Annotated in this window: 23 protein-coding genes; 14 read left to right on the top strand and 9 right to left on the bottom strand. The window is 71.5% G+C overall.

Annotation, left to right across the window (positions count from 1 at the left end):
- Positions 1 to 14: 14 nt before the first annotated feature.
- The 5 genes from tgmC to OG823_RS14485 form a co-directional block, all read right to left on the bottom strand.
- Positions 15 to 1,157: an ATP-grasp peptide maturase system methyltransferase gene (tgmC, locus tag OG823_RS14505; RefSeq protein WP_371479937.1), complete on the bottom strand. Its 1,143-nt coding sequence runs from the start codon at positions 1,155 to 1,157 to the stop codon at positions 15 to 17.
- Positions 1,154 to 2,125 (bottom strand): ATP-grasp ribosomal peptide maturase, encoded by a 972-nt coding sequence (gene tgmB, locus OG823_RS14500; RefSeq protein ID WP_371479936.1) that lies wholly within the window; start codon positions 2,123 to 2,125, stop codon positions 1,154 to 1,156. The genes tgmC and tgmB overlap by 4 nt, the downstream gene beginning before the upstream one ends.
- A 1-nt stretch (position 2,126) precedes the next feature.
- Complete coding sequence (gene tgmA / locus OG823_RS14495) at positions 2,127 to 2,423, bottom strand: putative ATP-grasp-modified RiPP (protein WP_371479935.1); 297 nt, start codon at positions 2,421 to 2,423, stop codon at positions 2,127 to 2,129.
- A 432-nt stretch (positions 2,424 to 2,855) separates the two neighbouring features.
- Entirely contained in the window at positions 2,856 to 3,053 is a 198-nt protein-coding gene (locus OG823_RS14490) for a DUF397 domain-containing protein (protein WP_371479934.1), read from the bottom strand.
- A gap of 3 nt (positions 3,054 to 3,056) precedes the next feature.
- Complete coding sequence (locus OG823_RS14485) at positions 3,057 to 3,953, bottom strand: helix-turn-helix domain-containing protein (protein ID WP_371479933.1); 897 nt, start codon at positions 3,951 to 3,953, stop codon at positions 3,057 to 3,059.
- A gap of 235 nt (positions 3,954 to 4,188) precedes the next feature.
- Here OG823_RS14485 and OG823_RS14480 point away from each other — a divergent pair, with 235 nt between their 5' ends.
- The gene (locus tag OG823_RS14480) at positions 4,189 to 4,683 is read left to right on the top strand and encodes an ATP-binding protein (protein ID WP_371479932.1); all 495 of its coding nucleotides are present in this window, start codon (positions 4,189 to 4,191) and stop codon (positions 4,681 to 4,683) included.
- Positions 4,683 to 4,925 carry a hypothetical protein gene (locus tag OG823_RS14475; protein ID WP_371479930.1) on the top strand — a complete coding sequence of 81 codons (243 nt, stop codon included), beginning with the start codon at positions 4,683 to 4,685 and terminating at the stop codon, positions 4,923 to 4,925. Before OG823_RS14480 ends, OG823_RS14475 begins: the two co-directional genes overlap by 1 nt.
- A 38-nt stretch (positions 4,926 to 4,963) precedes the next feature.
- Here the strand turns inward: OG823_RS14475 and OG823_RS14470 are convergent, their stop codons facing one another.
- Together OG823_RS14470 and OG823_RS14465 are read right to left on the bottom strand one after the other, a co-directional pair.
- Positions 4,964 to 5,434: a hypothetical protein gene (locus OG823_RS14470; RefSeq protein WP_371479929.1), complete on the bottom strand. Its 471-nt coding sequence runs from the start codon at positions 5,432 to 5,434 to the stop codon at positions 4,964 to 4,966.
- Positions 5,435 to 5,615: 181 nt separating this feature from the next.
- Positions 5,616 to 7,163 (bottom strand): MFS transporter, encoded by a 1,548-nt coding sequence (locus OG823_RS14465; protein ID WP_371479928.1) that lies wholly within the window; start codon positions 7,161 to 7,163, stop codon positions 5,616 to 5,618.
- A gap of 138 nt (positions 7,164 to 7,301) precedes the next feature.
- Between OG823_RS14465 and OG823_RS14460 the strand changes: the two genes are divergently transcribed.
- Entirely contained in the window at positions 7,302 to 8,309 is a 1,008-nt protein-coding gene (locus OG823_RS14460; RefSeq protein ID WP_371479927.1) for an Lrp/AsnC family transcriptional regulator, read from the top strand.
- A 76-nt stretch (positions 8,310 to 8,385) separates the two neighbouring features.
- Here the strand turns inward: OG823_RS14460 and OG823_RS14455 are convergent, their stop codons facing one another.
- The gene (locus tag OG823_RS14455; RefSeq protein ID WP_371484309.1) at positions 8,386 to 9,426 is read right to left on the bottom strand and encodes an IS30 family transposase; all 1,041 of its coding nucleotides are present in this window, start codon (positions 9,424 to 9,426) and stop codon (positions 8,386 to 8,388) included.
- 465 nt (positions 9,427 to 9,891) lie between these two features.
- A complete protein-coding gene (locus OG823_RS14450) occupies positions 9,892 to 10,242 on the bottom strand; it encodes a MazG-like family protein (RefSeq protein WP_371479926.1) in 351 nt (116 codons plus the stop codon).
- Positions 10,243 to 10,396: 154 nt separating this feature from the next.
- On the opposite strand from OG823_RS14450, the gene OG823_RS14445 reads away from it, so the two are divergent.
- The 11 genes from OG823_RS14445 to nuoH all read left to right on the top strand — a co-directional run bounded on the left by OG823_RS14445 (position 10,397) and on the right by nuoH (position 22,919).
- On the top strand, positions 10,397 to 10,960 hold the full coding sequence (locus OG823_RS14445; protein ID WP_371479925.1) for a GNAT family N-acetyltransferase: 564 nt from the start codon (positions 10,397 to 10,399) through the stop codon (positions 10,958 to 10,960).
- A gap of 283 nt (positions 10,961 to 11,243) precedes the next feature.
- Positions 11,244 to 12,170, top strand: coding sequence for a DMT family transporter (locus OG823_RS14440; RefSeq protein ID WP_371484476.1), 927 nt, complete (start codon positions 11,244 to 11,246; stop codon positions 12,168 to 12,170).
- A 51-nt stretch (positions 12,171 to 12,221) separates the two neighbouring features.
- Positions 12,222 to 13,439 (top strand): hypothetical protein, encoded by a 1,218-nt coding sequence (locus OG823_RS14435; RefSeq protein ID WP_371479924.1) that lies wholly within the window; start codon positions 12,222 to 12,224, stop codon positions 13,437 to 13,439.
- Between the two features lie 537 nt (positions 13,440 to 13,976).
- On the top strand, positions 13,977 to 14,336 hold the full coding sequence (locus OG823_RS14430; protein ID WP_014137597.1) for an NADH-quinone oxidoreductase subunit A: 360 nt from the start codon (positions 13,977 to 13,979) through the stop codon (positions 14,334 to 14,336).
- Positions 14,337 to 14,393: 57 nt separating this feature from the next.
- A complete protein-coding gene (locus tag OG823_RS14425; RefSeq protein ID WP_073924110.1) occupies positions 14,394 to 14,948 on the top strand; it encodes an NADH-quinone oxidoreductase subunit B family protein in 555 nt (184 codons plus the stop codon).
- Positions 14,945 to 15,673 carry an NADH-quinone oxidoreductase subunit C gene (locus OG823_RS14420; protein WP_371479923.1) on the top strand — a complete coding sequence of 243 codons (729 nt, stop codon included), beginning with the start codon at positions 14,945 to 14,947 and terminating at the stop codon, positions 15,671 to 15,673. The genes OG823_RS14425 and OG823_RS14420 overlap by 4 nt, the downstream gene beginning before the upstream one ends.
- Positions 15,673 to 16,998, top strand: a complete 1,326-nt coding sequence (locus OG823_RS14415) for an NADH-quinone oxidoreductase subunit D (protein ID WP_371479922.1) — start codon at positions 15,673 to 15,675, stop codon at positions 16,996 to 16,998. The genes OG823_RS14420 and OG823_RS14415 overlap by 1 nt, the downstream gene beginning before the upstream one ends.
- Positions 16,995 to 17,735 carry an NADH-quinone oxidoreductase subunit NuoE gene (gene nuoE / locus OG823_RS14410; protein WP_371479921.1) on the top strand — a complete coding sequence of 247 codons (741 nt, stop codon included), beginning with the start codon at positions 16,995 to 16,997 and terminating at the stop codon, positions 17,733 to 17,735. The genes OG823_RS14415 and nuoE overlap by 4 nt, the downstream gene beginning before the upstream one ends.
- Positions 17,735 to 19,096, top strand: coding sequence for an NADH-quinone oxidoreductase subunit NuoF (gene nuoF / locus OG823_RS14405; RefSeq protein WP_371479920.1), 1,362 nt, complete (start codon positions 17,735 to 17,737; stop codon positions 19,094 to 19,096). The genes nuoE and nuoF overlap by 1 nt, the downstream gene beginning before the upstream one ends.
- Entirely contained in the window at positions 19,093 to 21,582 is a 2,490-nt protein-coding gene (locus OG823_RS14400; RefSeq protein WP_371479919.1) for an NADH-quinone oxidoreductase subunit G, read from the top strand. Before nuoF ends, OG823_RS14400 begins: the two co-directional genes overlap by 4 nt.
- A complete protein-coding gene (gene nuoH, locus OG823_RS14395; RefSeq protein ID WP_371479918.1) occupies positions 21,579 to 22,919 on the top strand; it encodes an NADH-quinone oxidoreductase subunit NuoH in 1,341 nt (446 codons plus the stop codon). The genes OG823_RS14400 and nuoH overlap by 4 nt, the downstream gene beginning before the upstream one ends.
- Positions 22,920 to 22,921: the final 2 nt, after the last annotated feature.

Genomic DNA, 22,921 nt, shown 5'->3' with positions numbered 1-22,921 from the left:
GCCCCGGCCAGGCGTCAGACGGGCAACCGCCAGGTCGGTCCGTCCTTGCTGCCGAGCCAGACCCGCTGTCCGTCGCCGTCGATCGTGATCCCGAAGTGCTCCTGGTGGGGTGAGCCCTCGCGTTGCCACGCCTCGATCGAGCTCTCGACCTGGTCCCAGAGGCGGAGCGGCCCGCGCTGGATCACGGTCCACCCTCCGTCCGGACTCGGCATTGTCCGGGCCTGGGATCCGGTGGCGAAGTCGATCAGGATCTGCTGCCCTCCGGCGCCCAGACGCTCGGCCGAGGGCGCTGCGAGTTGGGCGACCCACCCGCCGGTCCAGTCACTGATCGCGGCCGGATCGATGCGGGTCGGCCGTTCGTCGCCGGGCATGAGCGTGATGCTCTGGCGGGGCGGCCGGTCGTGAGGACGGGCGATCATGAAGCTGGTGTATCCGGGAAGGAACCGGCCTGTCGCACAGCCTGGCTCGGTCACGGTGAGCAGAGCCAGCCCGAAGCCGAACGACCACCCGGACAACGTGGCGAGGATCTTCCCGCCGGGCCGCACCTGGAACAGCCACGGCTGCGGGACGTACCGGACGGAACAGGTGGCGATCAGTCGGTCGTACGGCTCCCCTGCGGCATGACCGGCGAGCCCGTCCCCCACGACCAGGGTCGGGCTGTAGCCCGTTTTCCCGATCGCGGCGGCCGCTCGCGTCGCCACGTCCGGGTCGTACTCGATGCTGGTGACGCTGCGGCTGCCGAGGCGGTGCGCGCCGAGCGCCGTCGAGTAGCCGGTGCCCGTGCCGATCTCCAGGACGCGCTGCCCGTCGTCGACTTCGAGCTGCTGCCACATCCGGAGTACGAGTGAAGGCAGGGTGGACGAGGACGACGGCGAGCCCGTGACCGCTCCGGGACCATCCGCGTCGGGGCGGGTGCGGCCGTCGAGCTGGGTCACGAGAGTCTGGTTGGTGTAGACGGCTTCGAGCCAGCCGGGGTCCTGCTCGTGCACGGGCTCGTAGCCGGTCGGGTTGCTGCCCGGCACCTCGCGGAAGAACGACGGGAGGAACGTCTCACGCGGGACGGCCGAAGCGGCGGCCCGCCACGCAGGGTCGGTGAGTACGCCGTCAGCGGTGAGTTGTTCCACCATGGCGGCGCGCAGTGCGTCAGCAGTGGTCACGCGTCGGGACCTCTCTGAAGTCGGTCGGCAAGGGCGAGGGCGATCGGCCCGGACAGTACGGGTGGCAGCCAGGCCCACTGCCCGTTCGGGTTGCATTCGAGGAAGTACCACTCCCCGCTCTCGGTCACGGCGAAGTCGAACGCCCCGAAGACGAGATCCAGTGTGGTGAGGTAGGAGGTGACTGCCGCCGTGACCGACGCGGGGACGGCCACCGGCTCGTAGGCCAGAAGGTCCTGCCGGCGGCGCCAGTCGAGTTCGGGGCCGTCGATCCGAGCGGCGAACTGTCTTTCGCCCACCACCGTCAGCCGTACGTCGAAGGCTTTCGGCACCTTCGCCTGAAACAGGTGCGGGCAGGCTGCGACGGCGTCAGTGATGTCCTGCGGACCCACCTCGCGGACCCAGACCTGTCGGGCTGCACCGGCGGGGTCCCGGTAGCGGCTGTCCCAGAGTGGCTTGTAGACCGCGCCGGTGGGTTGATCGGCGCAGAACTCACGAGCTTCCCGGGGATCCGTGGTGATGACCGTGTCGGGCACCAGGAATCCGCTCAACTGCGCCGCCGTGAGCTGCGCCGGTTTGTACTCGGCGTTCCGGACGCGCCACGGGTGGTTGACGTACTGTGCTTCCGTCAGTGACGCGAGGACGCCGCCGGTGCCCCAGAACGCCTGCGCACCGGCGAACTTGGCGTCATGCCCGGTGATGCCGGGCGGCGCCTCGTACGGCGACGGCCGACGCATCCAGACTGATCGGATGTTCGACAGGTCGATCTCTCTGCTCGACGTGCGGAGGGTGCCTCGCCGACTGCTCCGTCCGTAGCGGGCGGTGAGCGAGGCGCCGTCGTACAGATCGGCGCCCGGGTCCACACGGACCACCGGTACTCGGCGTTCGGCCAGAATGCGGAGCACCGTGTCAGCCGTCGCGTCGTACGTGTTGGTGAGGACCAGTACCGCCCGACGTTGATCGCCGGACATGTCAGCCCGTGCCCTGGTCCTGGTCGTTGGACGGAATGCTGTCCTGGTCGGTAGAGGGGTTCGAGCCCTGTCCGTCGCCGCCGCCCGTACTGGTCGGCGTGCTGGTGTTGGTGCTGGTGCCGTGTGCACCCATCTCGACAGTGCGACCCTGGTCGTCCACGTACACGGCTACCTGAGTCTGCGGATCGATCACCGCCGTGAGGGCCGGGAGGGGGTCGGCGTCGGGATACGGCTCCATGCGGGTGATCCCCCACGGGGCCGGCGGACTGATGGCGCGATCATCGGTGAAGTTGCTCAACGTTCCTCCTGGGCAGATCTGTTGCTCGTGCGGATGAGAGGCTCCCGGGGCCCGGAATCGGGCAGGGGGAGGCGGCAGAGGTGCTCGCTCCCGCCCTGCACCGACCAGCTTGGCGGCGTCGGCGAGGTGCGGAGCGTTCGCGGGCCGGATGCGCAACGGGTGTGCGTTCGTGCCGACGAACACGAGGCCGGCCACGAGCTCGGTCCGGCCGAGCTGTTCGGCGAACGCGGGCGATTCTGGGAGCAGGGGCTCGGTGGCCGTCGAGCGCATGGCGAAGCACCACCTGGCATCGGGCCACCTCATCGGCGGCGCATGCCGTTACGCTAGACGAACAGAGAGTAAGGATGCAAGAGTGAAGGGCGTACGAATGCGGGCGCTGCTCGCGGGGTGCGCAGCGGCCCCCCTTGATTGGTGCAAGGGGGGCCGCCGGGGCTAGGCCGCGAAGTGGTCGAACTCACCCCGCTTCACGCCTTCGATCCACAGCGCGAACTTCTTCGGCGTCGTGACGATGGTCTCGCCGGGCGTTTCGGACTCGCGGATCTCGATCATGCCGTCGCTGTTGGCGATGACCTCCACCGAGTTCCCGCCGTCCTGGGTGCTACTCGTCGACTTCTGCCAGTGGTTCGGCATGACTCACCTTTCCAATTCGAGGCTGTGTTTGATGTGCTGGACGATCCCCCACGAATCCCGGCCGGAGTTGGGCTGTGAGGATTTTCTAGAGTTCCCGGACGGCAGCGCCAGTCGGCTGAGATCGTCGAACCTGCCCCGGTACTTCTCCAGCGCCTCGGTCGTCTCGGTGAATTCGGATGCGCCAGGGTGATCGATCACCACCGTCGAGAGCAGGCGGGAGGCCGGCTCCGTGATGAGAAACGGGCCACTGTACGGCGGCGTCGCCCTGACGCTGAAAGGGTAGATCTGAATCGTTACGTTCGGCCTCTCCCACATCTGCAGCAGGTGCGCGAGTTGCAGACGCATCACTGCCTTTCCTGCGAAGGCCATCAGGAGAGCCGCCTCGTGAATCACGAACCGGAAGTTCGTGCGGCCGGTGAGCGCCTCCTGCCTGGCGAGGCGGAACTGCACCGCGTCGTCGATCTGTTCGGCAGACAGTGAGGTGTCCCCGTTCTCGAACAGATTCCGAATGTAGTCCTCGGTCTGGAGCAGCCCGGGGATGAAGAACGTCTCGTAGTTGAGGTATGCGCTGGTCGCCCAGTGCTCCAGCTCGGCGAGATCGAGCGCGAAGGTCGGGACCTTTCGCTTGTACGGACTCCACCAGCCCTTTCCGTCGCTCGCGCCCAATGTTGCGAGGAGGTCGAGGTAGGTCTCGTCCTCGCAGCCGTAGAAGGCGGCCAGCAGGCGCAGCCGTTGTTCGTCCAGCCCGGTTCGAGCCGCCTCGATGTGGTTCAGCTGCGGACCGCGCATGCCGACATGTGCGGCGGCCTCCTGCACTCGTATGTCGGCGTCCAGTCGGAGCCGGCGCACCTCGGCGCCGTAGCGCCGTTGACGTTCGCTGATGTGTGCTCGCAGAGCCACATTGCATCCCTTCCCCGTAGCACGAGCAGTCTCGCGCGTGCGGGCTGTGCCGCGCCACTTGCTTGATGGTCAACCTATCTCCCAGCTTGTCTGGGTTGCATTAATGCGGGGGTAAGCCTACTTTGAGTAGTGCGCCGCTCACTGACGATCTGTCAGTTGACCTGAAGTGCACCTTTGGCATGCCGTTCAGGTTTCTCTGCCTGTCCGTCCACGCCAGCCGGGCGAGCCACTGGTCATGGATGTGCTGAGTACCCACACGCCAGGAGACTGGAGACCCCTCATGCTGATGCCCCTGGTGCGTCCGTCCGACGACGACGTGCTGAACGAATTCCGTCTCGACTTCTTCCCGCCGGCGCTGCCGCAGATCGTGGCGACGATGCGGCACCTGCTGCGGGACACCCTCGGGGCGATCGGCCTCGACTCGGACACGGCGTGCCTGCTGCTGTCCGAACTGCTCACCAATGCCATCGTGCACGGCGCTGGTCCGGCCGTGGTTCTCGAACTTCGCGCGGGTGTCCTCTATATCGCGGTCGCCGACTCGTCGTCGGAGCCGCTCGCGGTGCGGCCCGGCAGTACCGCGCGAACGTCCGGCCGGGGGCTGTTCCTCGTCGAGCAGCTCGCCGACGAATGGGGCGTCGAGAAGCTCGGGCCGTACGGAAAGGCGGTATGGGCGAGGACGGCCGCTGTGGCCGCCGGCGTGGCCGTCCCCGGCGCGGCGGGGGGTGTGTGATGGCCTGGCAGCTGGTCGAGTTGGTGCTGCTGACGGTGGTGGCGATCGCGCTCGGCGCCGTGCTGGCGAGTCCGGTCGGGCGGTCGGCCGACGACCATCCGGACGGTGAGGAGGCGGCGGGCCCGGTGCCCCACGAGTGTCCCGCCGCGCAGGTCCAGGTGCCCTACTACTACCCGTGGCTGCGCCCGACCGCCGCGCCGGATGTCGCGGACCCGCCGGGCATCCGCGACACCGGACCCTGACGGCGGTCCGCGTCGCGCCTCGCCGGCGCCGACCGTGCCTACCCGGTGGCGTCCAGGTCCTGCGGGTGCGTGGGGCCAGGGGGGCCGGCGGCGTACGGGTGGGCGGTGCGGCCGGGGGCGAGCCGGTACGGCGGCGCCTGGCCGTCCCAGGGAGCGGGCCGGGGCAGCCGGTACGCCTCGACCGCTCCCGGGCGGGGCGGGTTGGCGGCCCTGATGCGTACGGTGTGGCCGTCGAGACCGAGGAAGGCCAGCGTCCGCACCTCGCCCGTCCGGATCAGCTGCCGGGCGATCTCGCGGCGTCCGTCCGGGGAGAGGAACTCCTCGAAGGCCGCACGGTCCTGGGCGGAGAGCGGCACGGTGAGCAGGGCGTGCGCCAGGGCGTCCAGCGCGAGGTCGAGCCGGCGGAAGGTGGCGGCCGGGGCCAGACCCTTGATCTCGATGGTGACCAGGCCGATGTAACCGGTCGGCGGATCGCCGGTCAGCGGGGCGTCGGGCGGGGTGAAGGGCATGGCAACGCACTACCTCGTGTCTGGGCGCCGGGCGGGTTGCATGAGGTCACGGTAGCGCCGCGGGGCTCCTGTGGACACGGGCGGGCCGTACGGGTGTTCCCGTCGGGGCGGAGCGGGAGCGACGGGTTCCGGCATGCCGAAGGGGGCGCGGGCCGAAGCCGGCGCCCCCTTCGGGGAGTTGTCACCTCTGTGCGGGCTCCCGCGCGTCCGCCTGTCCGGGCACCGCCGCGCCCGGTCCGGTGCCGGTTTCGGTGCCCGTCCCGGTGGGCGCCGCCGACGGGCGGACCAGGGCCAGCACGGCCACCCCGCCCAGCAGCCCCAGCACCCCCGACACCACGAAGGTGTCCTGGAGGCCGGTGGCGAAGGCGGTGTGCACCAGGTGCGCGGACCCGGGCGCCCGGGCGATCACCGCGCCCGCCTGGCCCCCGGTCAGGGCGTCGGCGGTCCGCTGCGGTTCGGGCACCGTACGGTCGGCGCGGACGGCGCCGAGCACCCCGGCCTGGAACACCGCGCCGAGCACGGCGATCCCCAGCGCGTTGCCCAGCTGGCGTGCCGTGTTGAGCGCGCCGCCGGCCATCCCGGCCCGGCTCGGCGGCACCGCCGCCATCGCGACCGAGGCCATCGCGGGCGTGGCCAGGCCGACACCGGCGCCGGCCACCGCGAGGCCGGGCGCCAGCACCGCCCAGGTCGAGTCGGCGCCGATCACGGTCTGCAGCAGCGCGCCCGCGCCGATCAGCAGCAGACCGCCGCCGACGGTGAACCGGGGCGGTGCGCCGTGCAGCTTCTTGCCGGCGACGGCGGCGGCCACGAAGGCCACGATGCTCATCGGCAGCATCGCGAGCCCGGCGGTGACCGGGCCCATCCCCCGGACGGTCTGCAACCAGAGCGAGGAGTACACCAGGTAGGAGAAGGCGGCCGCCGACAGCAGCAGTCCGCCCAGCATGATCCCGACGAAGGCCGGACTGCGGAACAGCGCGAGGTCCAGCATCGGCCGGCTGCTGCGCAGCTCGATCAGCAGGAAGGCCAGCAGTGCGGCGACGCTGAGCGCCAGCAGGCCGAAGGTGGTGACGGAGGCCCAGCCGTTCTCGCCGACCCGGATCAGGGCGTACGTCAGGGCGCCCGCGAACACGGTGAAGCTGACCATGCCGGGCACGTCCACGCCGGTGGCGTGCGGGTTGCGCGACTCCTTCACCACCCGCAGGGTGACCAGCACTGCGACGATGCTGACCGGCAGGTTGACGAAGAAGATCCAGCGCCAGTCCAGGTGCTCGGTGAGCAGGCCGCCGAGTACCGGCCCGGCCGCCGCCGCGGCGCCGTTCACCGCGCCCCAGACGCCGAACGCGATGCCCCGGTCACGGCCCTGGTAGGCGCCGCTGAGCAGGGCCATCGTGGTGGCGAACATCGCCGCGCCGCCGATGCCCTGCAGCCCGCGGAAGGCGATCAGCATGCCCGGGCCGGTGGCCAGGCCGCAGGCGAGCGAGGCCAGGGCGAACACGCCGAGCCCGGCCACGTACACCCTGCGGCGGCCGATCCGGTCGGCGAGCGAGCCCGCGCCGAGCAGCAGGGCGGCCAGGGCGAGGGCGTAGACGTCCATCACCCACTGCAGGTCGGCGAAGGTGGTGTGCAGGCCGGCCGCCATGTCCGGCAGCGCGACGGTCACGATGGTGACGTCGACCAGCAGCATGAACGCGCCCAGGCACACCGCCGTCAGCGGTAGCCACTTACGCATGGGGTTCTCCTCGTTATCCGCGCCGGGCCCGTCCCGCGCGTACGGTCTCGAAGGTCGCAGTCTTCGGCCGAATCACGCCATCCAGCACCGCCACAGTGGCGGAATCCGATGGTCTCCGGCTCTGTGATGATGGAAACCATGAAGACTACCGACCAGGAGCTCGATCGTCTGGACCAAGCACTGGTGCAGGCCCTGATGATCGACGGGCGGGCCGCGTTCAGCCGCATCGCCCAGGTCCTCGACGTCTCGGACCAGACGGTGATCCGCCGCTACCGGCGCCTTCGCACCGCGGGCCTGCTACGCGTCGTCGGTCTGCCGCAGGGCCACCGGGTCGGCCTGTTCGAGTCCTCGCTGCGGGTGCAGTGCACCCCGGACGCGGCGGTCGCGGTGGCGGACGCGCTGGCCCGGCGACCCGACATCGCCTGGGTGTCGCTCAACTCCGGCGGCACCGAGATCCACTGCGTCACCCGGGCCCGCAGCCGGCAGGACCGCGACACCCTGCTGCTCCAGCAGCTGCCCGGCATCCGACGGGTGACCGGTGTGTCCGCCCACAGCATCCTGCGGGTGTACCGGGGCGGCCCCCAGCGCTGGCGGGGGCTGGACGTGCTGAGCGCCGAGCAGGTCGCGGCGCTGGAGTACCCGGTGACGGGCGGCTCCGACGGGAAGGTGACCCTGGACGAGCCGGAGCTGGCGATGCTCGCGGTGCTGGCCCGGGACGGCCGGGCCGGCCACCCCGAACTCGCCCGCGCGGCCGGGCTCTCCGAGTCCACCGTCCGCCGCCGCCTGGACCACCTGCGGGACAGCGGTGCCTTCTACGTCGACGTCGAGATCGACCACCTGCTGCTCGGCTTCGAGATCCAGGCGCTGATGCTCGCCACCGTCGCGCCGGGCGATCTCGCGGCCGTGGGCGCCGCGGTCGGCGGCCACCCCGAGGTGCCGTTCGCGGCCGCCGTCACCGGCTCGGCCAACCTCCTCGCGGTGCTGATCTGCCGGGACACCGACGCCCTCTACGAGTACGTCACCGAGCGGATCGGCGCGCTGCGGGCGGTGCAGCGCCTGGAGGTGGTCCCGGTGATCCGCACGGTCAAGCGGGCCGGGATGCTCACCGAGGGCTCCCGGTTGGTGGATCCCCCGCCGGGTGGCTGAGCGGGCCCCAGGTGGGCGCACGCGCAGGGCCCGCGCGCCCCTTGGGTTCAAGGGGTCGTTGCAACACCACTTGGTTTCAGGTGGTGAGTAGATCACGTAGGCGCTCGGCTGGGGTATCCCAGCCGAGCGTCTTGCGTGGGCGGCCGTTGAGCTCCTGGGCGACGTGTTCGAGGTCTTCGGGACCGTGCAGGCTCAGGTCGGTGCCTTTCGGGAAGTACTGCCGCAGCAGCCCGTTGGTGTTCTCGTTCGAGCCGCGTTGCCAGGGCGAGGCCGGGTCGCAGAAGTAGACGGGCATGTCGGTGGCCATGCTGAACTGCTTGTGGCGTGCCATCTCGCTGCCCTGGTCCCAGGTGAGAGAACCGCGCAGGTGGGCGGGCAGGGTCTGGACGGTGCGGACGAGCCCGTCGCGGACGGTCTCGGCGTCATGGGCTCCGCCCGGCAGGTGAACCAGCATGGTGTAACGCGTGCTTCGCTCGACCAGGGTGGCGATCGCGGAGCGCCCGCCCGCACCGATGATCAGGTCGCCTTCCCAGTGACCGGGCACGGCCCGGTCCTCGACGTCGGCGGGGCGGTCGCTGATCATCACCATCGGGTCGATGAACCGGGAAGTGCGCCGCTCAGGGTCCCGGCGTGGCTTGCGGCGGGTCCGCCCGGAGCGGACGGCCGCCTGCACTTCCCGCTTCAGAGCGCCGCGGGCCTGGAAATACAGCGCCTGGTAGATCGTCTCCACGCTCACCCGCATGCTCTCGTCGTCGGGATGCTCCCTCAGCAGAGCGTGGCAGATCTGCTCGGGCGACCACCGTCTGCGCAGTCCGTCCCGGACGAAGCGGCGCAGTCGTCCCTCGCGCAGCAGTTTGCGGTCCTTGGGCCGGGGCCGGCGCGCGGCGGCCGCCCGGTGGGCCGCGTAGGGGTGGTAGTCCTCGCTGCCGGAGTTCGCGTCGAGCTCCCGCTTGATCGTGCTCGCCGGCCGGTCCAGGGTGCGTCCGATCGCCCGCAACGAGTGGCCTGACGCGCGCAGATCGCGGATCTGTTCGCGCTCGGCCAGCGTCAGGAACCTCGGGTGGAGTTGCTTGTCCAGGGCGGCCAGGCCCACGGGTGCTGTGGTCACACGGCCCATCGTGACGGTTCCTGCCGCGTAGTCGACATGGCGGCCGTCGGGATAGGTCCGCGTCGTGGCGCTCTTCTTGACGCCCTGGTCCCAGTCCCTGGCCGTGCGCTCGTTCACCCCGACTTGCCGGACCGCCTCCCGACGCGCGACACCCCCGGCCCGGAGCCGCTCGTACTCGTCCCGCCGCGGATGCCGGCGCGGCGGGCCCACCGACCTCCGTCCGGCCTTCCGGGCCCAGGCGAAGGCAGTGTTCCGGTTCATCCCCAGCTCACGCGCCGCCACGGTCACGCTGCCTACGACATCCAGCCGCTCCAGGAAACGCTCCCGCAACCCAGCAAGATCATCACGCCCAACGCCCACGGTCCTCGCAACTCCCACAGATCGCGGGTGTTGCGAGGACCGTTAGAACCCAAGCCCTGCGCGTCCGTCCGCCCCGGCGGGCCCACGCGTGGTCGCGCTCACGCGAGGCCGGGCTCACGTGTCGCCGGCTCCCGCGCCGCCGTGCTCCCGGGAGGTCAGCGAGCGCCGTTCGACGTAGGCCAGCCGCTCCTCGAACACCCCGCGGGCGTCCGGGGTGAGCGTGCGGAGCGCGACCAGCGCGGCGAACACCACGTCGCAGAGTTCGTGCTGGACGTCCTCCCAGCTGTGCGTGACGCCCTTGCGCGGGTTCTGCCCGGTGGCCCCGATCACGGCCTGTCCGACCTCGCCGACCTCCTCGGACAGCTTGATGATCCGCAGCAGGCGTTCCTGCTCCGGGCCGACCGGGCTCCGATCGTCCAGCCAGGCGACCAGGCGGTCGACGCTGTCCCAGATGGTGCTGTCCATAAGCGCTCTGCTCCCTGGTGGTGCGGGTCGTCGGGTCGGGCTGCCACGCTACGGGAGCGCGGCCGTCGGCCCGGGACGGCCGGGCGGGCCCAGCACCGGTCGGCGGTGGTAAATGCCTTGGACAGCAGGGTCCTTGCCCTGTTCGGATGGTCCGATGAGCACCTTCTGGAACGGCCGGCACGTGCGCCTGCGCGGAGTCGAGCCCGAGGACTGGCAGACCTTCAAACGTTTCGACGAGCACACCGAGCACCAGCGCTCGGTGGACGCCCTCCGCCCGCCGCGCTCGGCCGAGGGCTACCGGGTCTGGTCGGCCGAGCGGGCGAAGGCCGAGCCCGCCGGCGACTGCTTCATGCTGGGGATAGAGGAGCTGAGGAGCGGGCGGCTGGTCGGCGCGCTCTCCACCGCCGACGCCGACCCGCGGACCGGACGGTTCCACTACGGGATCGGCATCGGGGCCGAACACCACCGCAAGGGCTACGCGGCCGACGCCGTCGTCCTGCTGCTGCGGTACATGTTCGGCGAGCGCAGGTATCACAAGTGCGAGGCGGGGGTCTACGGCTACAACGAGGCCTCGCTCGCGCTGCACCGCCGGCTCGGTTTCGTCGAGGAGGGGCGCCTGCGGGACCACGAGTTCTTCGCCGGCCGCCACCATGACCTCGTGGTGATGGGCATGACGGCCCAGGAGTTCGCCCAGCGGCACCCCTTCGAGGAGCTCTGAGCGTCCGCCGCGCTCGGGGCAGGGGCGGCCCGGCCCGGCCGGTCCGGGCAGGTGGCACGGGCTCCGGCGCCCTGTGCGGGTCGTACCGGTAAAACTGTTGATCGCGGCGGTCCGGTACGCGAGGATGGCGCGTCCCGGGCCAGGGCCGCCGACCTCGCGCTCCGCGCCTCGCGCACCGGGATCCGTCCGACGACGCACGGGATCCGTTCTGCCGACCCGTTCGTCTCGGAGGAGATCACCCGTGCGCGCACCCTCACCCCTCGTCCGGGACCTGCCGCTGCTGATGGTCGCCGTGGTCTGGGGGTCCAGCTTCTTCGCCGTCAACCGGATCGCCGACTCCCACACCGTGCTGGCGATGCTGGTGCTCCGGTTCGGGCTGGTGCTGCCCGTCCTCGGGTTCGCGGCCCGGCGGGCGCTGCGCGGGCTCGGGTGGCGGGAGTGGGCCGGCGGGGCGGCGCTGGGGCTGATCCTCGGCGCCGTCTTCCTGCTGGAGACGTACGGCTCCGTGTCCACCTCGGTCACCAACGCCGGGCTGATCATCAGCCTCACCATGGTGATCACCCCGCTCGCGGAGAGCGCGATCACCCGCACCCGGCTGCCGCGTGCCTTCGCACTGGCCGCCGTGCTCTCGGTGCTCGGCGTCGCGCTGCTCACCGGGGAGCGCGGCTTCCAGGCGCTCAACCTGGGTGACCTGCTGGTGTTCGGGGCCGCGGTGGCGCGGACCGTCAACGTGCTCGCGATGTCGCGGACCAGGGCCATCCGCCGGACCGACCCGCTCGCTCTCACCTGGATCCAACTCGCCGGTGCCACCGTGGTGTTCGCCATCGGCGCGGCCTGCACCGGATCCTCGCCGTGGGCGCTGGCACGGTCGTTCGGGCCGGTCCAGTGGGCCCTGCTGCTGCACCTGGCGCTGCTCTGCACGCTGTTCGCCTTCTTCGTGCAGCTGTGGGCGGTCCGCGCGACCTCGCCCTCGCGGGTCAGCCTGCTGCTCGGCACCGAGCCGGTCTGGGCTGCCGTCTTCGGGATCGGCATCGCGGGTGAACGCCCGGGCCTGCTCGGCCTGTTCGGGGTGCTGCTGATCCTCGCCGGCACCGAGTGGGGCCGGCGCTCGACCGCCCCGGCGGCGGCAGCGGCGGCAGCGGTGGCAGCGGCGTCCGCCGGCCCGCCGGAGGTCCGGCCCGTCGCGGCGGGCGCGGCCACCGGTACCTGAATATGCCGATCGACCCGGGGCGGGCCCGCCGCTTTCCCTAGGCTGGGCGGCATGGAGACGGACAGGGGGCCGGCGAGCGGCCGGGGGCTGCGGGCCCGGGTGGACCTGGCGGGGGCCGTGCTGCTGGTGGCGGCGGTCTGCGCGGCCGCGGCGACGGGTCTGGGCTACGCCGCGGTGCCCGCCGCGGCCGCCGCGGCCGGGCTGCTGGCGGTGGCCCGGGGCAGACTGCGGCCCTGTGTCACGGCGAGCGGCGTCGCCGGGCTCTCGTTGGCCGCCACCGGCCTGCTCTGGTGGCGCGGGCGGTACGAGGAGTCGGAGCGGCTGGTCTGCCTGGTCGGCCTCGCCGAACTGCTCGGCCTGCTGGTCCTGGTGGTGCTGGCACTGCGGTACGCCCGGGGGCTGCACGCGCTGCTGGCGAGCGCCGCGCAGGCGCTGGCGGTGGCGTGCTGGCCGACCCGCTTCGCGGGCGTGCGCTGGCCGGCTGCGGCGCTGGACGTCGCCGGCTTCGGCTCGGCGCTGGTGCTGCTCCCCGTCCTGCTGGGCCTGTATCTGCGCGGCCTGGACGACGCCCGCCGCAGGTCGGTCACGGTGGCCGGGCGCGCCGGTGCGCCCGAACTCGCCCACGGCCTGACCGACTTCGTGGCGCACGACGTGAGCGGGATGGTGACCCGGGCGCGGGCGGGCGCCGTGCTGGCCGGTGCGGATCCGGCGCGGGCGGCCGCGGTCCTGCGCCGGGTCGAGCAGGCCGGGCGGCAGGCGCGGGGCGCCCTGGACCGTACGGCCGCCCTGTTCCGCGCCGGTGGACCCCTGCGACCCGGTGGCAGGCCGGTCGCGCCGGATCCCGGACTGGCGGAGCTGGCCCGGCTGGTGGCGCGGTTCACCGCGGCCGGCGCCGGCGAGGCCGGGCTTGAGGTCGACCCCCGGCCGGGGGACGTCCCGCGCGAGGTGTCGGTGGCGGCCTACCGCGTGGTGGCGGCGGCGCTGGAGGAGATCCGGCAGGACGCGCTGAGCCGGCCGGCCCGCGCCGCCCGACGGATCGACGTCCTGGTCCGGCGGACCGGCGGGCCCTGGCACGCGCGGCTGGAGGTCACGGTCACCGACGACGGCGGGACCTCACCCGGCCGGGCGGGGCTGTCGCGCTGGACCGGACCCGGGCGGGCGGAGTCGGCCGCCGGGGTGGAGGCGCTCGGCGGGACGCTGGACGCCGGCCCGTACGGGAGCGCCGGTGGGCGGGTGACGGCCGCCCTGCCGCTGGAGGAGAGCGCGTAGCGCGCTGCCGCTCCCGGCTTCCTCCACCGTTCCCCTCCGCCGCTCCCGGTCTTCCTCCGTCGTTCCCCGCCTCCGCCCGTCCGGCCCGCCGGTGCCGTCCGGGCCGTTCGCGCGCTTGTGAACGAAAGGTCAAGCGGGTGTTCGGCGGTGGCCACCCGGGAGGGTGAGTTCCTATAACACGTCAACACGGTGCCTCGAAATTTGCGGTGAGCGATGTGGAGTTGATATAGGAAAACAGCCCTGACCAGCCAGTTCATAGATGAATGCGACTGGTTGTGACCATATGGACGCCTTGGGTTGATGAACGGCGACTTGATCCCCTTAAGTCCCGTTCGACAGGTGGCGCAGATCACAAAGATCGTCCCGAACTGCGTGTCGCAGATCACAAGCCGACGGGCATAGGATGCGCTCGATCCCGGCTTTGTGAACTGCCTCACATGGGGTGGATCTCAGGAGTTGGATCACGGGTCCACCACAGCGTGACCCGTTGGTTCCGATCTGCAGTCAACGACGACTGGACGGAGGGAGCGGGGGCTTATGAATGCCTACGCGCCGATCCTCGTACTCGGTGCCATCGCGGCGGCGTTCGCGGTCGGCTCCGTCGTGATGGCCTCACTGACCGGCCCGAAGCGCTACAACCGGGCCAAGCTGGAGGCGTACGAGTGCGGCATCGAACCGACCCCGCAGCCCGTGGGCGGCGGCCGGTTCCCGATCAAGTACTACCTGACGGCGATGCTCTTCATCGTCTTCGACATCGAGATCGTCTTCCTCTACCCCTGGGCGGTCAGCTTCGACGCCCTGGGGATCTTCGGGTTGGTCGAGATGCTCCTGTTCATCGCCACCGTCTTCGTCGCGTACGCCTACGTATGGCGCCGCGGCGGTCTGGAGTGGGACTGACCTCTGCTTGTGAACGCGAGGACAAACCACCGGACTTGAGAGGCTGAGAGGGATCTGATGGGTATCGAGGAGAAGCTGCCGAGCGGCTTTCTGCTCACCAGCGTGGAGACCGCCGCGGGGTGGGTGCGCAAGTCGTCGCTCTTCCCGGCCACCTTCGGGCTCGCCTGCTGCGCGATCGAGATGATGACGACCGGCGCCGGCCGCTACGACCTGGCCCGGTTCGGCATGGAGGTCTTCCGGGGCTCACCCCGGCAGGCCGATCTGATGATCGTGGCGGGGCGGGTGAGCCAGAAGATGGCACCGGTGCTGCGCCAGGTGTACGACCAGATGGCCAACCCCAAGTGGGTCATCTCGATGGGCGTCTGCGCCTCGTCGGGCGGCATGTTCAACAACTACGCGATCGTGCAGGGCGTGGACCACATCGTCCCGGTGGACATCTACCTGCCGGGCTGTCCGCCCCGCCCGGAGATGCTGATGGACGCGATCCTGAAGCTGCACGACAAGATCCAGCACGAGCCGCTGGGCGTGAACAAGCGCCGCGCGGAGGAGCTGGGTGAAGCCCTCGCCCTGCAGGCCACCCCGGTCAGCGAGATGCGGGGGCTGCTGCGATGACGGCCAGCAACGGCAACGGCGACAACGGCACCGCCCCCGTGCCGGCCACCCGCCGGGAGATCCCGGTCGAGGTGGTCGGCAAGCGCCAGGGCATGTTCGGCGCCCAGGGCAGCGGTGACACCTCCGGATTCGGCGGCCTGGCCGCCCCGATCGTCCTGCCGCCCGCGAGCGCCCGACCGTACGGCGGCTGGTTCGACGAGGTCGCGGACGAGCTGGAGGGCGCGCTGGAGGAGCAGGGGCTCGACCCGGCCGAGGTGATCGACAGGACCGTGGTCGACCGCGACGAACTGACCTTCCACGTCGACCGCGAGCACCTGCTGCGCACCGCCCGCACGCTGCGCGACGACCCGGCGCTGCGCTTCGAGCTCTGCCTCGGGGTGAGCGGCGTGCACTACCCGGGTGACAAGGGCCGGGAGCTGCACGCGGTCTACCACCTGCGCTCGCTCACCCACGGCCGGCTGATCCGGCTGGAGGTCACCGCGCCGGACGCCGACCCGCGCATCCCGTCCGTGGTCAGCGTCTACCCGACCAACGACTGGCACGAGCGCGAGGCGTACGACTTCTTCGGCATCGTCTTCGACGGTCACCCGGGGCTGACCCGGATCATGATGCCGGACGACTGGCTGGGACACCCGCAGCGCAAGGACTACCCGCTCGGCGGCATTCCCGTCGAGTACAAGGGCGCCCAGATCCCGGCGCCCGACCAGCGGAGGTCGTACTCGTAATGACCACTCACCACGAAGCAGGTGCGCGCGAGACCACCGAGGGCCGGGTCTTCACCGTCACGGGTGGCGACTGGGGCGAGGTGGTGGACGCCGTCGGCCGGGCCGACGACGAACGCATCATCGTCAACATGGGTCCCCAGCACCCGTCCACCCACGGCGTGCTGCGGCTGATCCTGGAGATCGACGGCGAGACGGTGAAGGAGGCCCGCTGCGGCATCGGCTACCTCCATACCGGCATCGAGAAGAACATGGAGTTCCGCAACTGGGTCCAGGGCACCACCTTCGTGACCCGGATGGACTACCTGACCCCGCTGTTCAACGAGACCGCCTACTGCCTGGCGGTCGAGAAGCTGCTCGGCATCACCGAGCAGATCCCGGACCGGGCCAGCGTCATCCGGGTGCTGATGATGGAGCTCAACCGGATCTCCTCGCACCTGGTGTGCCTCGCCACCGGCGGCATGGAGATCGGCTCCACCACCCTGATGATCTACGGGTTCCGGGACCGCGAGGTCATCCTGGACGTCTTCGAACTGGTCACCGGCCTGCGGATGAACCACGCGTACGTGCGCCCCGGCGGCCTCGCCCAGGACCTGCCGCCCGGCGCCGTCGACCAGGTCCGCGAGGCGGTCAAACTGCTCCGCTCGCGGATGCACGAGTACGACAAGCTCGCCACCGGCAACCCGGTGTTCAAGGCCCGGCTGGTCGACGTCGGCTTCCTGGACCTGGCCGGCTGCCTGGCGCTCGGCGCCACCGGTCCGATCCTGCGGGCCACCGGCCTGCCGAACGACCTGCGCAAGTCCGATCCGTACTGCGGCTACGAGAACTACGACTTCGAGGTCGCGATCGCCGACACCGCCGACTCCTACGGCCGGTTCCTGATCCGGCTGGAGGAGATGCGCCAGTCGCTGCGGATCGTCGAGCAGTGCCTGGACCGGCTCAAGCCCGGCCCGGTGATGGTCGCCGACAAGAAGATCGCCTGGCCGGCCCAACTGGCCATCGGCCCGGACGGGATGGGCAACTCGCTCGATCACATCCGGAAGATCATGGGCACCTCGATGGAGGCCCTGATCCACCACTTCAAGCTGGTCACCGAGGGCTTCAGGGTCCCGGTGGGGCAGGCGTACGCGGCGGTCGAGTCGCCCAAGGGCGAGCTCGGGGTGCACGTGGTCAGCGACGGCGGCACGCGGCCCTACCGCGTCCACTTCCGCGACCCCTCGTTCACCAACCTGCAGACGATGGCGGCGATGTGCGAGGGCGGCCAGGTCGCCGACGTGATCGTCGCGGTGGCCGGGATCGACCCGGTGATGGGAGGCGTGGACCGTTGAGCAACGTCGAACTGGGCCTGCCGGCACTGCCGGCCGAGCCGTACCCCGCGGACGTCCACGCCAGACTGGCCGAGGACGCGAAGGAGCTGATCGGCCGCTACCCCGTGGCCCGCTCGGCCCTGCTGCCGCTGCTGCACCTGGTGCAGGCCGAGGAGGGCTGCGTCACGCGGACCGGGATCCGGTTCTGCGCCGAGCAGTTGGATCTGACCACCGCCGAGGTCACCGCCGTCGCCACCTTCTACACCATGTACCGCCGCAAGCCGGCCGGGACGTACCACGTGGGCGTCTGCACCAACACGCTCTGCGCCGTGCTCGGCGGCGACCAGATCTTCGAGGAGCTCCAGCAGCACCTGGGGATCGGGAACAACGAGACCACCGCCGACGGCGACGTCTCGATCGAGCACATCGAGTGCAACGCGGCCTGCGACTACGCGCCCGTGGTGATGGTCAACTGGGAGTTCTTCGACAACCAGACCCCCGAGAGCGCCCGGCAGCTGGTCGACGACCTGCGCGCGGGAGCCGAGGTGCGACCCACCCGTGGCGCCAAACTCTGCTCCTTCAAGGAGAGTTCGCGGATCCTGGCCGGGTTCCCCGACGAGCGCTCCGGCGCCGTGGACGAATCCGGCGCGGGCGGCGCGCCCTCGCTCGCCGGCCTGCGGCTGTCCAAGGGCGAGGCACTTCCCGGCACGGCGGGGACGAAGGTCGTCTCGCCCCGGCACGAAGGGACGGAAGCGTGATGACCTCCGCCGAGCCGGCCGAAAAGCTGCTCACCCCCGTACTGTCCGCCTCCTGGGCCGACGACCGCCCCTGGACCCTCGGCACCTACCGCGCCCACGGCGGCTACGACGGCCTGCGGGCCGCCCTCGCGATGCCGCCGGACGACGTGATCGCGCTGGTCAAGGACTCCGGACTGCGCGGCCGCGGCGGCGCCGGCTTCCCGACCGGCATGAAATGGCAGTTCATCCCGCAGAACGACGGCAAGCCGCACTACCTGGTGGTCAACGCGGACGAGTCCGAGCCGGGCACCTGCAAGGACATCCCGCTGCTGTTCGCCAACCCGCACGCGCTGATCGAGGGCATGGTCATCGCCTCCTACGCGATCCGCTGCGACCACGCCTTCATCTACCTGCGCGGCGAGGTCGTCCCCGTGCTGCGCCGGCTCCAGGCGGCGGTGGCCGAGGCGTACGCGGAGGGGCTGCTCGGCAAGGACATCCTCGGCTCGGGCGTCGACCTCGACATCACCGTGCACGCCGGCGCCGGTGCGTACATCTGCGGCGAGGAGACCGCGCTCCTCGACTCGCTGGAGGGCCGGCGCGGACAGCCCCGGCTGCGACCGCCGTTCCCGGCGATCGCGGGCCTGTACGCCTGCCCGACCGTGGTCAACAACGTCGAGTCGATCGCCTCGGTACCGCCGATCCTGGCCCGCGGCAAGGACTGGTTCAAGTCGATGGGCACGGAGAAGTCCCCGGGCTTCACGCTCTACTCGCTCTCCGGCCACGTCACCAACCCCGGCCAGTACGAGGCGCCGCTCGGCGTCACGCTGCGCCAGCTGCTGGACATCAGCGGCGGCGTCCGGGCCGGGCACCGGCTGAAGTTCTGGACCCCGGGCGGCTCCTCCACCCCGATGTTCACCGACGAGCACCTCGACGTACCCCTGGACTACGAGGGCGTCGGCGCGGCCGGCTCGATGCTCGGCACCAAGGCGCTGCAGGTCTTCGACGAGACCACCTGCGTGGTGCGCGCGGTGACCCGGTGGACCGAGTTCTACGCGCACGAGTCCTGCGGCAAGTGCACCCCCTGCCGCGAAGGGACGTACTGGCTGGTCCAGTTGCTCCGCCGGATCGAGGCCGGACAGGGCTCCGAAGGCGATCTGGAGAAGCTGCTCGACATCGCCGACAACATCAACGGCAAGTCCTTCTGCGCGCTGGGCGACGGCGCGGCCAGCCCGATCGTCTCCTCGCTCCAGCACTTCCGGGCCGAGTACGAGCAGCACCTCACCGAGCGCCGCTGCCCGTTCGACCCGGCGGCCTCCACCGTCTGGTCCGACGCACACCGCACCGGCCAGCAGCCCGCCAACGAAAGGGAGGTGCACGCATGACCCTGACCGAGCCTTCCGCCTCCCAGACCGCGGTGGAACTGGTCACGCTCACCATCGACGGCGTCGAGGTCCAGGTCCCCAAGGGGACGCTGGTGATCCGCGCCGCCGAGCAGATCGGCACCCAGATCCCGCGCTTCTGCGACCACCCGCTGCTCGCTCCGGCCGGTGCCTGCCGACAGTGCATCGTGGAGGTCGAGGGGCAGCGCAAGCCGGTCGCCTCCTGCACCATCCCGGTCGCCGAGGGCATGGTGGTCCGCACCCAGGTCAGCTCGCCGGTCGCCGAGAAGGCGCAGCGCGGCGTGATGGAGCTGCTGCTGATCAACCACCCGCTGGACTGCCCGGTCTGCGACAAGGGCGGCGAGTGCCCGCTGCAGAACCAGGCGATGTCCACCGGCGGCGCCGACTCCCGCTTCGAGGGCATGAAGCGCACGTACGAGAAGCCGGTGCCGATCAGCACCCAGGTGCTGCTGGACCGCGAGCGCTGCGTGCTGTGCGCCCGCTGCACCCGGTTCTCGCAGGAGATCGCCGGGGACCCGTTCATCGACCTGGTCGAGCGCGGCGCACTCCAGCAGGTCGGCACCGGGGAGGGCGACGACTTCCGCTCGTACTACTCCGGCAACACCATCCAGATCTGTCCGGTCGGCGCGCTCACCTCGGCCGCCTACCGCTTCCGCTCGCGGCCGTTCGACCTGGTCTCCTCGCCCAGCGTCTGCGAGCACTGCTCCTCGGGCTGCGCGCAGCGCACCGACCACCGGCGCGGCAAGGTGCTGCGGCGCCTCGCCGGCGACGATCCGCAGGTCAACGAGGAGTGGAACTGCGACAAGGGCCGCTTCGCGTTCCGCTACGCGCAGCAGCGCGACCGCCTCACCACCCCGCTGATCCGGCAGGACGGCGAGCTCGTCCCGGCCTCCTGGCCGGAGGCGCTGGCGGCCGCGGCCGCCGGACTGGCCGGGGCGCGGACGGCCGTGCTGGCCGGCGGCCGGGTCACCGTCGAGGACGCCTACGGCTACGCCAAGTTCGCCCGGGTGGTGCTCGGCACCAACGACGTGGACTTCCGGGCGCGCCCGCACAGCGCCGAGGAGGCGGACTACCTGGCCGCCGCCGTCGCCGGGCACGGCGTGGACCTCGACGGCGAGGGCGTCTCGTACGAGCGGCTGGAGGCCGCACCGGCCGCCCTGCTCGTGGGCTTCGAGCCCGAGGAGGAGTCGCCGATCGTCTTCCTGCGGCTGCGCAAGGCCAACCGGGCGAAGGGCCTCAAGGTCTTCTCGGTCGCCGACCACGCCTCCCGCGGGCTGGGCAAGCTGCACGGCGCGCTGCTGCCCGCCGCCCCCGGCACCGAGGCCGAGTGGCTGTCGGCGTTGGCCGCCGACGAGGCGCTCGGCGACGACGCCGGCCGTGCGGCCCTGCTGCTGCGCGAGCCCGGCGCGGTGATCCTGGTCGGCGAGCGGCTCGCCGCCGTACCGGGCGCGCTGACCGCGGTGCTGCGGCTGGCCCACGCCACCGGCGCCCGGCCGGCGTGGATCCCGCGTCGCGCGGGTGAGCGCGGCGCGGTCGAGGCGGGCGCCCTGCCCGGCCTGCTGCCCGGTGGCCGCCCGGTCTCCGTGGCGGCCGCCCGGATCGAGACCGCCGCCCATTGGGGCGTCGCCGACCTGCCCTCGCGGCCGGGCCGCGACACCGACCGGATCCTCGCGGCCGCCGCCGAGGGCGAGCTGGACGCGCTGCTGGTCGGCGGAGTCGACCCCGGCGATCTGGCCGATCCCGCGCTCGCCGAGAAGGCGCTGGCCCGGGTGCCGTTCGTGGTCTCGCTGGAGCTGCGGCCCTCGGTGGTCACCGCCCACGCCGACGTCGTCCTGCCGGTCGCCGCGGTCGCCGAGAAGGCCGGCACCTTCCTCGACTGGGAGGGCCGGGTCCGGCTCTTCGAGGCCGCCCTCAAGCCGGACCAGCAGATGGGCCGCCACCTGTACCCGGACGTCCGGGTGCTGACCATGCTCGCCGACGCGCTGGGCCACCGCCTGGGCCTGCCCGACGTCCGGGCCGCCCGGCTGGAGCTGGACCTCTTCACCCCCTGGGAGGGCGAGCGCCCGGCCGCCCCGGCCGTCCGTCCGGCCCCGCTGCCCCGGCCGTCCGCCGGCGAGGCGGTGCTGGCGGGCTGGCGCCAACTGCTGGACAACGGCTCGCTCCAGGAGGGCGACGGCCCGCTCGCGGGCACCCGGCACCCGGCCGTCGCCCGGATCTCCCCGGCCACCGCCCAGGAGATCGGTGCCACCACCGCGCTGCGGCTGACCGGCCCGGCCGGTGCACTGGAGCTGCCGCTGGAGATCACCGCCGAGATCCCCGACCGGACGGTCTGGATCCCGCTCAACTCCACCCCCGGCGGGGCCCATCGCACCCTGGGCACCACGGTCGGCCACCTGGTCGCCATCGCCCCGGCCGATGCCGACGCCGTCCGGACCCCCGCCGCAGCCGAGCCGGAGGAGGCCCGATGAACCACCTCGCCGCATACGAGACCCTGGGCTTCTTCGGCCGCGACCCCTGGTGGCTGGTCCTGCTCAAGGCCGTCTTCGTCTTCGCCTTCCTCCTCCTGACGGTGCTGATCGCGATCGTCTGGGAACGCAAGGTGGTGGCCTGGATGCAGCTGCGCATCGGCCCGAACCGGCACGGTCCCTGGGGACTGCTGCAGTCCCTCGCGGACGGCGTCAAGCTGGCCCTCAAGGAGGACCTGGTCGTCACCGGGGCCGACAAGGCGGTCTACATCCTGGCGCCGGTGGTCTGCGCCATCCCGGCGTTCATGGCCTTCGCGGTGATCCCGTTCGGTCCGGCGGGCGACGAGGTGTCCATCTTCGGCACCCGAACCCCGCTGCAGCTGACCGACTTCCCGGTGGCGTTGCTCTACATCCTGGCCACCGCGTCGATCGGGATCTACGGCATCGTGCTGGCCGGCTGGTCCTCCGGCTCGACCTACCCGCTGCTCGGCGGGATCCGCTCGGCCGCGCAGATGGTCAGCTACGAGATCGCGATGGGCCTGTCGTTCGCGGCGGTGTTCATCTACTCGGGCTCGATGTCGACCTCGGAGATCGTCTCCTCCCAGCAGCCGACCTGGTTCGCGGTGCTGCTGCCGGTCTCGTTCATCGTCTACATCATCGCGATGGTCGGCGAGACCAACCGTGCGCCGTTCGACCTCCCGGAGGCGGAGGGCGAGCTGGTCGGCGGCTTCAACACCGAGTACAGCTCGCTGAAGTTCGCGATGTTCATGCTCGCCGAGTACGTCAACATGGTCACCGTCTCCGCGGTCGCCTCGACGCTCTTCCTCGGCGGCTGGCGGGCCCCCTGGCCGGTCTCCACCTTCTGGGAGGGCGCCAACCACGGCTGGTGGCCGATGCTGTGGATCATCCTGAAGATCCAGCTGCTGCTGTTCTTCTTCATCTGGCTCCGCGGCACGCTCCCCCGGCTGCGCTACGACCAGTTCATGAAGCTGGGCTGGAAGGTCCTGATCCCGGTCTCGCTGGTCTGGCTGGTGATGGTCGCCAGTGTCCGGGCGCTGCGCAACGAGGGCTACGGCTTCGGTGAGGTGGTGCTGTACGTCGGCGCCCCGATCGGCGCGCTGCTGCTGCTCGCGCTGCTGCGGGACGTGCTGCGCCGCAGGCCCGACGGCGACGGCGAGGCCGAGGCGGCGGGCCCCGGGGGTGCCTTCGACCCGATGGCCGGCGGCTACCCCGTACCGCCGTTGCCCGGCCAGGAGCTGCCGCCCGTCCCGCGCCGGCGCAGCCGGGCCCCGCAACTGCAGGACGCGCTCAACGGCGCCGACCATTCCGAAGGGAGCTGAAC

It is taken from the genome of Kitasatospora sp. NBC_00315, from assembly GCF_041435095.1.
Classification (GTDB): Bacteria; Actinomycetota; Actinomycetes; order Streptomycetales; family Streptomycetaceae; genus Kitasatospora.
This window is presented reverse-complemented; position numbering and strand designations above follow the sequence as displayed.

What these genes read in the sequence shown, in the direction of transcription:
- tgmB (WP_371479936.1), bottom strand. Translation starts at nt 2,125, where the DNA reads ATGTCCGGCGATCAACGTCGGGCGGTACTGGTCCTCACCAACACGTAC.
- OG823_RS14490 (WP_371479934.1), bottom strand. Translation starts at nt 3,053, where the DNA reads ATGCCGAACCACTGGCAGAAGTCGACGAGTAGCACCCAGGACGGCGGG.
- OG823_RS14480 (WP_371479932.1), top strand. Translation starts at nt 4,189, where the DNA reads ATGGATGTGCTGAGTACCCACACGCCAGGAGACTGGAGACCCCTCATG.
- OG823_RS14475 (WP_371479930.1), top strand. Translation starts at nt 4,683, where the DNA reads ATGGCCTGGCAGCTGGTCGAGTTGGTGCTGCTGACGGTGGTGGCGATC.
- OG823_RS14470 (WP_371479929.1), bottom strand. Translation starts at nt 5,434, where the DNA reads ATGCCCTTCACCCCGCCCGACGCCCCGCTGACCGGCGATCCGCCGACC.
- OG823_RS14465 (WP_371479928.1), bottom strand. Translation starts at nt 7,163, where the DNA reads ATGCGTAAGTGGCTACCGCTGACGGCGGTGTGCCTGGGCGCGTTCATG.
- OG823_RS14460 (WP_371479927.1), top strand. Translation starts at nt 7,302, where the DNA reads ATGAAGACTACCGACCAGGAGCTCGATCGTCTGGACCAAGCACTGGTG.
- OG823_RS14455 (WP_371484309.1), bottom strand. Translation starts at nt 9,426, where the DNA reads ATGGGCCGTGTGACCACAGCACCCGTGGGCCTGGCCGCCCTGGACAAG.
- OG823_RS14450 (WP_371479926.1), bottom strand. Translation starts at nt 10,242, where the DNA reads ATGGACAGCACCATCTGGGACAGCGTCGACCGCCTGGTCGCCTGGCTG.
- OG823_RS14445 (WP_371479925.1), top strand. Translation starts at nt 10,397, where the DNA reads ATGAGCACCTTCTGGAACGGCCGGCACGTGCGCCTGCGCGGAGTCGAG.
- OG823_RS14440 (WP_371484476.1), top strand. Translation starts at nt 11,244, where the DNA reads ATGGTCGCCGTGGTCTGGGGGTCCAGCTTCTTCGCCGTCAACCGGATC.
- OG823_RS14435 (WP_371479924.1), top strand. Translation starts at nt 12,222, where the DNA reads ATGGAGACGGACAGGGGGCCGGCGAGCGGCCGGGGGCTGCGGGCCCGG.
- OG823_RS14430 (WP_014137597.1), top strand. Translation starts at nt 13,977, where the DNA reads ATGAATGCCTACGCGCCGATCCTCGTACTCGGTGCCATCGCGGCGGCG.
- OG823_RS14425 (WP_073924110.1), top strand. Translation starts at nt 14,394, where the DNA reads ATGGGTATCGAGGAGAAGCTGCCGAGCGGCTTTCTGCTCACCAGCGTG.
- OG823_RS14420 (WP_371479923.1), top strand. Translation starts at nt 14,945, where the DNA reads ATGACGGCCAGCAACGGCAACGGCGACAACGGCACCGCCCCCGTGCCG.
- OG823_RS14415 (WP_371479922.1), top strand. Translation starts at nt 15,673, where the DNA reads ATGACCACTCACCACGAAGCAGGTGCGCGCGAGACCACCGAGGGCCGG.
- nuoF (WP_371479920.1), top strand. Translation starts at nt 17,735, where the DNA reads ATGACCTCCGCCGAGCCGGCCGAAAAGCTGCTCACCCCCGTACTGTCC.
- OG823_RS14400 (WP_371479919.1), top strand. Translation starts at nt 19,093, where the DNA reads ATGACCCTGACCGAGCCTTCCGCCTCCCAGACCGCGGTGGAACTGGTC.
- nuoH (WP_371479918.1), top strand. Translation starts at nt 21,579, where the DNA reads ATGAACCACCTCGCCGCATACGAGACCCTGGGCTTCTTCGGCCGCGAC.